We start from the raw sequence: 11,910 nt of genomic DNA, 5'->3' as shown, positions 1-11,910 counted from the left end.
AAAAAAAATGGGTTATAAAAATTAAGTACAATGGCTAAACCTTCTACCGATTCACACCATAAGAATCCCTCCAACGATGATGCAAACACACCCGATCATGGAGAGTGCCTTAAAATACTAAGTCTTGTTCTAGACGAAGAGGCGACTGATGAAGAGAGAGAATACTTCAAAAAACACGTAGAGAATTGCATGCCTTATTACGAGATCTATAATGTAGATCTTAAAATTAAGGAACTGATAAAAAAGAACTGTGCACACAAAGAAGTTCCTCAAGATCTCGTAGATTCGATCCGAGAAAAAATTTTTCACAAGGCAGAGTAACATTTTCCTAAATGAAAGGCAAAGCTATAATCTTCTCCGCTCCATCCGGGTCGGGGAAAACAACTATTGTAAAGCATCTCATACAAACTAATCCTAAATTGGGCTTTTCTATTTCTGCCTGCACAAGAGATAAGCGAGGAAGAAACGAAGAAAACGGAAAAGATTACTACTTTCTCTCACCTACCGAATTCAAAGAAAAAATTGATAAAGACGAATTTATTGAGTGGGAAGAAGTATATGCCGGTAACTTTTATGGTACACTTAAAGCGGAGATAGAAAGAATCTGGGCTGAAGGCAGACACGTAATTTTCGATGTAGATGTAAAAGGAGGCCTACACTTAAAAGAATATTTTGGTGATAGAGGGCTAGCAGTTTTTGTAAAAGTGCCCTCGATGGACGACCTGAAATCACGCCTTACTGATCGACAGACAGAAACCGAGGCAAGCCTTTCTCAAAGAATTTTCAAAGCTAAATTTGAAATGACTTTTGAAGATAAATTTGACGTAACACTCATAAATGCAGACCTGGCTGAGTCTTTGAAGAAAGCCGAAAAACTGGTCGATGATTTCTTAGAAAGCTAGGAGCCCGCAATCAAAATACTTTCAAAACAAAAATATCTTAATTATGAAAGTAGGTCTATTTTTTGGTTCATTTAACCCAATCCACATGGGGCATATGATTATTGCCAATGTAATGGCAACCACTACAGACCTGGACGAAGTGTGGTTTGTAGTTTCACCTCAAAATCCATTTAAAAAGAGAGAGTCACTATTACATGAGTTTGACCGTATCGATATGGTAAATGCGGCAATTCATGATAACTATCACCTACGGGCAACCGATGTGGAGTTTAATATGCCCAAACCAAGTTATACAATAGACACACTCACGTACCTTTCAGAAAAACATCCACAACATACTTTCAAACTCATAATTGGTGAGGACAATCTCAAAAGTTTTCCTAAGTGGAAAAACAGTGATTTGATTCTAGACCTCTATGGATTATATGTTTACCCCAGACCTCATGCAAAACCTTCCGACCTGAAGAATCATGCAAACGTTAAATTGGTTGAGGCTCCGATGATTGATATTTCTGCTACGTTTATCAGAAAGTGTATAAAAGATAACAGATCTATCAAATATCTTGTACCCGATGCGGTTGAAGAACGTATAATCGCACAGAAGTATTATATATAGGTCAGGGCTAAAAAACACAACGTTGAAACGTACTCTTCTTACACTCTTAGGAGCACTAAGTCTCCTATCCGCAATTGCTGGTGGAATAAAAGGTAAAATATCTAACGAAAATGGTGAACCATTACCTTTTGCCACAATCTATGTGAAGCAAATAGAAACCGGCACTACAACCAATGCAGATGCATTTTATGAAATATCACTGAAGCCAGGTAAGTACACAATTACTTATCAATATGTCGGGTATGAGTCTGTCTCTAAGGAGGTAGAAATAGGGGAGAGCTATACAACCATTAATGTAGTGCTTAAAACACAAACCATGGTGTTACAAGGGGTGCAGGTATATGCCGGTAAAGAAGATCCTGCCTATACCATCATGCGTAAGGCCATTGCAAAAAGTAAATTTCATACGCAGCAGATAGATGGCTACAAGGCCAAAGTGTATATAAAAGGTAAAGGTGAGCTTAAAGATGCACCATTCTTTCTGAGGAAAACATTAGAAAAAGAAGGTATAAAAGAAGGGCGTGTATTCATTACCGAGTCTGTAAGTGAAGTTGAATACAAGCGACCAAATATTTATACCGAAAATGTTATTTCGATTTTCAGCTCAGGTGATGACAACAATACAAGCCCCAATAGCTATATCAATGGCTCTTTTTACGAGCCTGAGGTAGGTAATTCGATTTCTCCATTATCTCCCAAAGCATTTTCTTATTATCGATTTGAGTATGATGGCACCTTCAGAGATAGGGGTTATGAGGTGAGTAAAATAAAAGTGACACCGAGGTCTCGGGGAGATAATGTTTTCCAGGGCTACATACAAATAGTAGAAGATTACTGGAGCATACACAGTTTAGATCTGGAGACTACAAAGTTGGGCATCAAATTTAGTATAAAGCAGATTTACGAACCTTTAAAGGAAAAGGTTTGGTTGCCTGTCACCCACGATTTTGATGTATCTGGTAAGGTTTTAGGTTTTGAGTTCGAAGGGGAGTATTTGGCAACAGTAAGTAATTATGAAGTGACCATTAACCCTGATCTTGATTTGGATATTGAGGTTGTAGATGAAAAAGTAGAGAAAGAATTAGCAGCGGAGCTGGAAGAAAAGTTTGATAAAGAAGAAGCTTCCGATATTCAAAAATTACTTACTTCAGGAGAGGAGGTAACGAGGAAGCAACTTAATAAAGTAATTAAGGCATACGAAAAGGCTGAGCTTGAGGAGACTGAAAACCCTGAAATCATTAGCCAGCGCACGATGAAAGTAGACACACTGGCTTACGAGCGCGATTCTGCCTACTGGGCAGCCATACGGCCTGTGCCACTTACCGATTTGGAGCAGCGAGGTTACTTAATATCCGACAGTATAGCGAATGTGCGGAAAATGGAAAGTGAAGGCGATACACTAAATAGAAAACGTAATAGCGGAAAATTTGCGCTTAAGGACTTGCTTTTTGGCAATCGTTACAAGCTAAAGGATAAAACATACTTTACGATTTACTTCCCAAAGCCTTTTTTCAATACAGTAGAGGGCTTCAATATTGATTATAGACTGGCTTTTAGCAAAACTTTTGAAAATAAGAGTTGGGTAAGTTTTGGACCGACAGCCCGTTATGCTTTTGCAAGAGAAAAGCTTAGTGGGTTCTTTAATTTACAGTATGATTTTGGTGAATTAAATAAGCGCTCAAGTATAAACCTTGATTTTGGGCGCTATGTGAGTCAGATAAATAGAGACGAACCCATCCATCCAATTATCAACACCTTCATGAATCTCTTTCTGGAACGAAATTACATGAAGATTTATGAAAAGGACTTTATCGAGCTGCGTCACCGTCAAAAGTTTAGTGACAAACTTACCACACGAGTAAATGTAGCTTTTGAACAAAGAAGACAGCTATTTAACAATACACGTTACAGGTTTTTCGATCTGGAAGGCCAACGACTGACACCAAACCAACCGGTAAACTTACAACTCACAGACACCTCATTTCCTGAACACGAAGCGCTTACAGCCAGTGTACAGCTCGAGTTTAAGCCATGGCAGAAATACAGAATATATAACAAGCATAAATATGCCATTACAGGCTCCTCACCAGTGTTTGAATTTAAATATACAGCAGGTTTGCCAGACGTAGCCGGTAGTGATATTGATTATAATTTAGTAGAGCTAGGTGTACAATATGATTTTAAAATAGGAGTTCGTGGGTTAGTAGACTTCTATATACAAGGAGGTAAATTCCTGACTAATAATGAGATGCAGTTTATTGATTACAAGCATTTTATGGGTAACCGAACTCCTTTTACTACCGCAAACCCTGTAGGTAGTTTTAGACTCCTCGATTATTACTCCTACAGTACTAAAGAAGAGTATTTTCAGGCGAGTGTCCATTACCAGTTTAGAAAATTTTTACTTACACGAATACCAATAGTTAGGCTCGCAGGTGTAAGAGAAAGCTTTTTTACAAACTACCTGGCTAATGACATTACCACTAGTTATGTAGAACTGGGGTATGGCATTAATTATATCTTTAGAATCTTTAGAGTAGAAGGAGTTACCTCCTTTGTAGATGGTGAGTTTAAAGACTTTGGTGTTCGTTTGGGAATAGCGGCCAATTTTGATGATATATTTTAGTCAACACCTGACTACTTACAGAATTAAACACATTGTAAAGAATGAGATTTTTAGTTTGCTTGCTTTTTCTGGCTTCGGCTTGTAGTCCGGTCTACCTACCTAACAGTAGATCTGTCCCGATGCTTAATAGTGCTGGTGAAGTAAGTATAGATGGTGATTTTAGTAGTTCAGGTCTCAATTTAAATACTGGTGTGGCAGTAAGCGACCATTTCGTTGTGATTTTAAACGGCACGTTTTCAGATCATGAAAATTGGTCTAATTCAGCACATGTCTATCATAGAGCGGCTGAGCTCGGTATTGGGTACTACCATTATGACAGTAGTTCAAGATTTCAAGTTGAGTTTTTTTACGGTTACGGTATGGGAGAAGCGTCCGCAGTAAGTGATGAGCTCTTTCTCTCCTCAGATATTATAGAGTCTAAGGGAGATTATAGAAAGTCATTTTTGCAGGGAAATTTTGGGTGGAAGCTAGACTTAGTAAATCTAGGTGGGGCCTTGAGGGTGTCTAAGATAAAATTTACTGACTTTGAAACTAATGCCGATGTCGTTGGTTTTAGCACAAATTCTACGTTTGTGGAGCCGGTTTTCTTTATCAGCGTTGGGAAGAAATTGAGGTTTAATGCACAGGTAGGATTTTCCCTACCTGTTACACAAGAACCAGTTTTTGATTATGTACCTCTGCATGGTGCAGTTGGTATTGGAGCTCGATTAGGTGGTAAAAAAAGACTGTAGATTAAACAGTCATTATTTCCTGCTCCTTAGACTCAAGTACCTCATCGATTTTTTTAGTGTGCTCGTCAGTCATGGCCTGAACCTTATCTTCAGCACGCTTAACTTCATCCTCAGAGACGCCATCTTTTTGTAATTGCTTCAGAGAGTCGTTAGTATCTTTACGAATATTACGAATGCTAATTTTACCTAACTCGCCTTCGTGCTTAACCTGTTTTACAAGCCCTTGTCTTCTTTCTTCAGTAAGTGTAGGGATGTTTATGATTACCTGCTCACCATCATTCTGAGGGTTAAGTCCTAAGTCGCTATTCATAATAGCCTTTTCTATTTCAGGGATTACATTCTTTTCCCAAGGCTTTATCATCAATGTACGTGCATCTGGTGCTGTCACAGAAGACATTTGGCTAAGCGGAGTTGGTGTGCCGTAGTATTCAACCATTATCCCTTCAAGCATACTGCTGCTGGCTTTTCCGGCTCTTATCTTTACTAATTCATTTCTTACGTGCTTCACAGCTTTGCCCATAAGCTCTTTCGCCTCATCCAAATACATTTGAATTTCTTCCATAATGTTGGTTTTTATAATAATGCGCTAAATATAATAATTGTATGTTAATAGTTGCAAGTACCAGTTTTTGATACCATCAGGTGATTAAGGTACCTGCACTTTCACCCGTCATAAGGTCTTTTAAGTTGCCAGTCTTGTTCATATCAAAAACGATAATTGGCAAATTGTTTTCCTGACAAAGTGTAAAGGCGGTCATATCCATAATGTTGAGGTTTTTCTCATAAGCCTCCTGAAAAGATAGTTCTGAGTATCTTTCTGCATCAGGATCTTTTTCTGGATCTGCGGTGTACACGCCATCTACTCTTGTGCCTTTGAGTACTACATCGGCTTGTATTTCTATAGCACGCAAACTCGCTGTAGAGTCTGTAGTAAAGTATGGATTACCAATACCTGCTCCAAAAATCACAATACGACCTTTCTCAAGGTGTCTTATGGCTCTACGTCTTATAAATGGCTCACATACCTGTTCCATTTTTATACCAGACATCAATCGGGTGTATAAACCGGCACCCTCCAGCGCACTTTGTAGTGCCATGCCGTTGATTACCGTAGCTAACATACCCATATAATCACCTTGCACACGCTCTATGCCGGAGCCTTCTGCCTGTACCCCTCTAAAAATATTGCCACCGCCAATGACGATAGCAATTTCAATTCCCATTTCTTTTACCGCTTTTATTTCATCGGTGTATTGTTGAAGGCGTTTTGGATCTATTCCATATTGAGAAGATCCCATTAGAGACTCTCCGCTAAGCTTGAGTAAGATTCTTTTGTATTTCATTGAGTGTGGTGCAGGTTTAGAGCTAATAAATTATGCAAATATAGGAGGTATATTCAGACTTTTCTAAAATAGAATCATTACTTGATTTTTATCAACACCATCTCCTTTTTTCACTTTAATAGTCTTCACTATGCCGTCTCCCGGAGATTTAAGTACGTTCTCCATTTTCATTGCTTCCAAAATCATGATCTGGTCTCCCTTTTTCACTTCGTCACCTTCTTTGATGAGTATGTCGAGTACCAGACCAGGCATAGGAGCTTTTATGTCTTTTATTTCATTGCTGGCTAGTTTATCCATACCCAACCTTTCTAGCAGGAGATCAAGTTTATCTTTTACCTCAACAGTGTATTTGTTGCCATTGATTCGGAGCGTTACTGTCTTTGCTTCCTTATCAAAAGCCAACACTTCTGCTCTATACGACTTGTCTTTATGGATGATATGGAAAGACTGTTTGCCTATTTCTACAATATCCCAATCAAAGGAATTCTCATCAATGGTGATCTTGTCTTTGTCGAAGGCAATCTCCATCGCCTTTTCATTTACTATTGCTTTATACATGTCTCAGAATTTGTCTTCAAATATATAGGTTTCCATCGACTCTTAGAACCAAACTGATGCTGATCTAATTGTTATAAGCGCTAAAACGAAAAAGATGTTTTAGATATGCCTTATTAATAGGCCCGCTAAGTTTGATAAATGCGCCATGATTGGCCAACTTTGCACTTACATTATAGGGGTGCCCATAACAAAGGCTGAGATTATACCCAAAGCTTGATAAATGAGCTTAAACCTGATCCGGATAATGCTGGCGTAGGGAGGTATGTTAAAAATGAAGAAATCCCCTGTACTTCAATTATTTAACAAAACAACATCTACAAATGATACGATTGATATTAAGCATGTGCCTCACGGCAATTGCAAGCTTATCTTATGCGCAATATGCCATAAATGGCAAAGTGGTTGACAGTAGTAATGGAGAACCTCTGATTGGGGCAGCTGTAACCACTGATTCTGGTACTGGCACCGTTACAAATTACAAAGGAGAGTTTGCCTTAAATAAATTAAGCAAAGAAGAAGTAGAGGTTACCGTGAGTTATGTAGGGTTTGAAGACCAACGTACGGTAATCAATTCACAACTAAAGAAGATCACTATTATTGAGCTTCAGCCACAACCATTTTTAGCAGATGAAATAATTGTTTCAGCTACACGAGCAGGAGATAAAACGCCAACTACAAGCTCCAACCTGTCTAAAGAAGAAATAGAAAAGCAAAACTTTGGTCAGGATTTACCTTTTATGCTCAACTGGACCCCATCGCTGGTCACAACCTCTGACGCTGGAGCAGGTATTGGTTATACAGGATTGCGCATAAGAGGTAGTGATGCATCCCGAATAAACGTGACAATCAATGGTGTGCCCCTCAACGATAGTGAGTCGCAGGGAGTTTTTTGGGTAGATATACCAGATATAGCCTCTTCAACTCAAAATATACAAGTGCAACGTGGTGTGGGAACATCAACTAATGGCGCAGGAGCATTTGGAGGTACTATTAATTTGCAGACCAACACAAGGAAAAATAAACCTTACGCAGAACTGATAAATGCGACAGGCTCTTATAATACATGGAGACACACATTAGGACTGGGTACAGGTTTGATCGATAACAAGTGGTCGGTAGACGCCCGTGTTTCAAAGATTACTTCAGATGGATATATAGATAGAGCTACTTCTGATCTCAGTTCATATTATTTTTCAGGGGGGTATTATGGTGAGAAAACCCTTATAAAGGCCATTGTATTTGGTGGATCAGAGAGAACTTACCAATCATGGTATGGAACGCCCGAAGCTGTATTGGAAAATGATAGTGAAGGCATAGAGGCAGTGATTGCAAATAATGGATTAGATGATGAGCAGGCTGAAAATATAAGGACATCAGGAAGAACCTTCAATTGGTATTTGTACGATAATCAGGTAGATGATTATAAGCAGGACCACTATCAATTGCACATTTCACAAGAATTAGCAAAAGACCTGATTGGTAATGTTTCATTACATTACACTTATGGAAGAGGTTTTTTTGAGCAATACAGAAGAGATGATGATTTCAGTGACTACGCCTTACCTGATGTGACTATTGGTGATACAACCATCACTTCTACTGACCTAGTAAGAAGAAGGTGGTTAGATAATGATTTTTATGGCTTCACTTATTCTTTTAATTATGAAAAAGAAAGATGGTCAGCAATATTGGGTGGAGCCTATAACCAATACCGTGGCGATCACTTCGGTGAAATTATCTGGGCAGAGTACTCATCAACAGCTTTTATTGAAGACCGATATTATGATAACGATGGTGATAAAGATGATTTTAATTCCTATTTGAGAGTAAACTATGCAATTGATGATCGCCTCTCACTATATGGAGATGTGCAATACCGAAATGTGCAGTACGATATAGAGGGTGTTGATAATGATTTGAGAAATCTGGATGAGTCGACAGCATTTGATTTTTTCAACCCCAAATTTGGTCTCAATTACGTGCTTAATGATCATAATTCGTTTTATGCATCATACGCTGTGGCTAACCGAGAGCCTGTAAGGTCAGATTTTATTGATTCCCCTGGTAGACCACAACACGAGACTATGAGAAACCTTGAGGTAGGCTATCGATTACTTCAGAGTGATTTACAGTTCAATGCCAATTTCTACCTTATGGATTATGATAATCAGCTGGTGCTTACAGGCGAACTGAATGATGTTGGCTCTGCAATTAGAACCAACGTAGCAGATAGTTACCGGGTAGGTATTGACTGTAACTCAGCCTGGAGTATAGATAGAAAGTGGAAATGGTTAGCTAATCTAACACTCAGTAGAAATAAAATACGTCAGTTTGAAGAAGTGATTTACGATTATGGGGCAAACTTTGATGAGTTTAACATCATTACCAACCAATATGAAGATACTGACATTTCTTTTTCTCCGAATATCATAGCAGGCTCGCAACTACTTTATTCCCCTGTAAGTAATTTTGAGATTGGTCTACTTTCGAAATATGTTGGGGAACAATACCTCGATAATACCTCAAACGAAGCCAGGTCCATCGACTCGTATATGGTGCACGACCTACGGTTTACTTACTTACTGAAAACCAATTTTATACCCGAGCTTGGCTTTAGCCTCCTAATCAACAATATTGCGAGTGAGAAGTATGCCTCTAATGGCTATACTTTCGGCTACCAGGGAGGAGATGATTTTGTTGTCAGAGAGAATTATTATTATCCGCAAGCAGAGAGAAATTTTCTGGCTTCAATTACTCTTAAATTTTAGATAATCAACCACTATTGTAATACTAGCCATCAGGACATACCTTTGCCAAAATTATATGCCCTGATGGCTGATTCTAAAAACATAAAACCCACCAATTTTTCCCTTAAAGGGTTTATACTCGTAACCCGTTTTTGGAATCTGCTTATTATAGTCTTTGCGCAGTTTTTTACGGCTATCTACCTTTCTAGGTCATCAGGTTCTATAGTCGAAACTCTTACTGATATAAGACTATTACTATTAGCATTATCTTCAGTATTGATTGCAGCTGCTGGCTATATCATCAATGATTATTATGATGTAAAGATCGACCTGATAAACAAGCCTCACCGTGTGGTTGTGGGTCGAATATTAAAAAGAAGGGTTGCTATGGTGGCTCATACCATTCTCAATTTTATGGGTATTAGTATTGGTTTTTTACTTTCGTGGCAAATCGGTATCATCAATTTTCTATCCGCACTAATTCTATGGCTATACTCCAATCAGCTAAAAAGAATAGCGCTGGTGGGCAATGTTACTGTAGCTGTACTCACCGGGCTCTCTATTTATATTATTAATGTACTATATCAGGAGCTCAATTATCTGGTGATAGCATATGCACTCTTTGCATTTACTTTCACACTTATAAGAGAAATCATAAAAGACATGGAAGATGTCAAGGGCGACCTCACATTTGGGTGCCGTACTTTTCCGGTAGTATATGGCTTGAGAAATACCAAGGTATTGCTTTACATTATTGAGATTAGCTTTGTAATAGGCCTCGCTGCCCTTGCTTATGCTTTTTTGGGCTTCAAAATGATGACATTTAGCCTGCTGCTTATCATTCCACTAGGTTTTCTTACATATAAACTGTACAAGGCGGATACAACAAGACACTTTAATCTTTTGAGTAACTATTGTAAAGTCGTAATGCTCATAGGTATATTGAGCATGGTGATTTACTAAAATAAAGTATGAAAAAAATTGCAATTTTCGCCTCCGGTAATGGTTCAAATGCTGAAGAAATTATCAAGCACTTTTCAGGGCATCCATCAGTAGAAGTTACTTTGATCTTATCAAACAAGCCTGAGGCTTATGTAATCGAGCGAGCCAAAAAACATAACATAGCCCAGGAGGTATTTGGTAAAGAGGAGTTGAAAAATGGGGAAGTATTATCGCTATTAAAGGATAAGAAGATTGATTACATTGTTCTGGCGGGCTTTCTTTTACTTATTCCGGCTGCTCTTGTGGAGGCGTACCCGGATAGGATAATTAATATACACCCTGCTCTACTGCCAAAATATGGAGGCAAGGGCATGTACGGTGATCGCGTACATAGAGCTGTGAAAGAAAACGGTGATAAAGAAACCGGAATTACTATACACCTGGTGAATGAAAAGTATGATGAGGGTAAAACACTTTTTCAAGCTACTTGCGATGTGAAAGCCACCGACACCGTTGATGATATTGCCGACAAAGTACACCAACTAGAATACGCTCACTTTCCAAAAGTGATTGAGGAGTGTATTATAGAAAGGTGACATTGAATTTCTAATGCAACTGAGCAAGCTTATCATTTTTATTAGTTTTTAATATCATAGTATAAATGATTGAAACTGATAATACTATGATTGATATGATCGGTAAAATAAAATATGATGGGTTTAAGTCTATCTTAAACGCATAATTACTTAACCACTCGTTACTAATAATATAAGCTAGAGGGATTACAACAACAGCGCTCATTAAAAGTAGCATTAGGATGTTTTTCGATAATAAAAACACCAAATGCATAAAATTAGCACCAAAAATACGCCTAATTGAAAGCTCTTTCCTACGTTGATTTACAAATAAATTACTCATTCCAAATAGACCTAGCCCGGCCAAAAAAACTGCTAGAATAGCAAAGTAGCTCAATGCTGCCATCAATCTTTGATCAGATAGATATTGCTCCGAGATTTGGTTTTTCATAAAGAAGTATTCAAAAGGTTTGTCAAGGAAAAACTCTCGCCATGCTTCTCTTGCGATCTTTATTGCTCTTTCTTTTTGTCGTGTATCAAATTTAATTGATAAGTATGATTTATGACCGGGACCCAGGGTATAGAAGCTCGGCATAATAGGATGTTTGGGTGATTGAGAATGGAAATTGTCAATAACACCGATGATCTCAACATTCCTATTGAAAATTGGGACGATACTTCCAACTGCATCATTAAGCTGATTAAACCCGAGAGCTTCAGCTAGAGCTTTATTAATCACAATTTGCTCCAGAGGTTTAGATTCATCTTTATAGTTATAAAATCTGCCTTCCAAAAGATTAAGTTTAAATACATTCAAAAAATCTTTGTCCACTCTCACTCTTGAAGCATTAACCAAATTACTTCCGGATA

The 11,910-nt window shown here is 38.2% G+C and carries 12 protein-coding genes; 8 read left to right on the top strand and 4 right to left on the bottom strand.

Features of this window, described 5'->3' with window-relative positions:
* The first annotated feature begins 30 nt into the window (after positions 1-30).
* From E1176_RS13195 to E1176_RS13175, 5 genes are read left to right on the top strand one after another with little or no spacing between them, the layout of a single operon-like run.
* Positions 31-321 (top strand): anti-sigma factor, encoded by a 291-nt coding sequence (locus E1176_RS13195; RefSeq protein WP_155211104.1) that lies wholly within the window; start codon positions 31-33, stop codon positions 319-321.
* Positions 322-332: 11 nt separating this feature from the next.
* Positions 333-902, top strand: coding sequence for a guanylate kinase (gmk, locus tag E1176_RS13190; protein ID WP_155211103.1), 570 nt, complete (start codon positions 333-335; stop codon positions 900-902).
* A 43-nt stretch (positions 903-945) separates the two neighbouring features.
* A complete protein-coding gene (gene nadD / locus E1176_RS13185; protein ID WP_155211102.1) occupies positions 946-1,518 on the top strand; it encodes a nicotinate (nicotinamide) nucleotide adenylyltransferase in 573 nt (190 codons plus the stop codon).
* Between the two features lie 22 nt (positions 1,519-1,540).
* Positions 1,541-4,144, top strand: a complete 2,604-nt coding sequence (locus tag E1176_RS13180) for a DUF5686 and carboxypeptidase regulatory-like domain-containing protein (RefSeq protein ID WP_155211101.1) — start codon at positions 1,541-1,543, stop codon at positions 4,142-4,144.
* Between the two features lie 41 nt (positions 4,145-4,185).
* Positions 4,186-4,875, top strand: a complete 690-nt coding sequence (locus E1176_RS13175) for a hypothetical protein (protein WP_155211100.1) — start codon at positions 4,186-4,188, stop codon at positions 4,873-4,875.
* Position 4,876: 1 nt separating this feature from the next.
* Here the strand turns inward: E1176_RS13175 and frr are convergent, their stop codons facing one another.
* From frr to E1176_RS13160, 3 genes are all read right to left on the bottom strand, one after another.
* Entirely contained in the window at positions 4,877-5,437 is a 561-nt protein-coding gene (gene frr / locus E1176_RS13170) for a ribosome recycling factor (protein ID WP_155211099.1), read from the bottom strand.
* A gap of 76 nt (positions 5,438-5,513) precedes the next feature.
* The gene (pyrH, locus tag E1176_RS13165; RefSeq protein ID WP_155211098.1) at positions 5,514-6,218 is read right to left on the bottom strand and encodes a UMP kinase; all 705 of its coding nucleotides are present in this window, start codon (positions 6,216-6,218) and stop codon (positions 5,514-5,516) included.
* 63 nt (positions 6,219-6,281) lie between these two features.
* Positions 6,282-6,776, bottom strand: a complete 495-nt coding sequence (locus E1176_RS13160) for an acyl-CoA carboxylase biotin carboxyl carrier protein subunit (protein WP_155211097.1) — start codon at positions 6,774-6,776, stop codon at positions 6,282-6,284.
* A gap of 320 nt (positions 6,777-7,096) precedes the next feature.
* Here E1176_RS13160 and E1176_RS13155 point away from each other — a divergent pair, with 320 nt between their 5' ends.
* The 3 genes from E1176_RS13155 to purN all read left to right on the top strand — a co-directional run bounded on the left by E1176_RS13155 (position 7,097) and on the right by purN (position 11,061).
* Positions 7,097-9,544, top strand: coding sequence for a TonB-dependent receptor (locus tag E1176_RS13155; RefSeq protein WP_155211096.1), 2,448 nt, complete (start codon positions 7,097-7,099; stop codon positions 9,542-9,544).
* A gap of 63 nt (positions 9,545-9,607) precedes the next feature.
* Positions 9,608-10,486, top strand: coding sequence for a geranylgeranylglycerol-phosphate geranylgeranyltransferase (locus E1176_RS13150; protein ID WP_155211095.1), 879 nt, complete (start codon positions 9,608-9,610; stop codon positions 10,484-10,486).
* 8 nt (positions 10,487-10,494) lie between these two features.
* A complete protein-coding gene (gene purN / locus E1176_RS13145; RefSeq protein ID WP_155211094.1) occupies positions 10,495-11,061 on the top strand; it encodes a phosphoribosylglycinamide formyltransferase in 567 nt (188 codons plus the stop codon).
* A gap of 10 nt (positions 11,062-11,071) precedes the next feature.
* On the opposite strand, the gene E1176_RS13140 is transcribed toward purN, so the two are convergent.
* Positions 11,072-11,872: an FtsX-like permease family protein gene (locus E1176_RS13140; RefSeq protein WP_185152797.1), complete on the bottom strand. Its 801-nt coding sequence runs from the start codon at positions 11,870-11,872 to the stop codon at positions 11,072-11,074.
* Positions 11,873-11,910: the final 38 nt, after the last annotated feature.

The sequence above is a fragment of the Fulvivirga aurantia genome (genome assembly GCF_009711475.1).
Classification (GTDB): Bacteria; Bacteroidota; Bacteroidia; order Cytophagales; family Cyclobacteriaceae; genus Fulvivirga; species Fulvivirga aurantia.
Note: the sequence above shows the minus strand (reverse complement) of the source record. Positions and strands in the feature narration are given on the sequence as shown.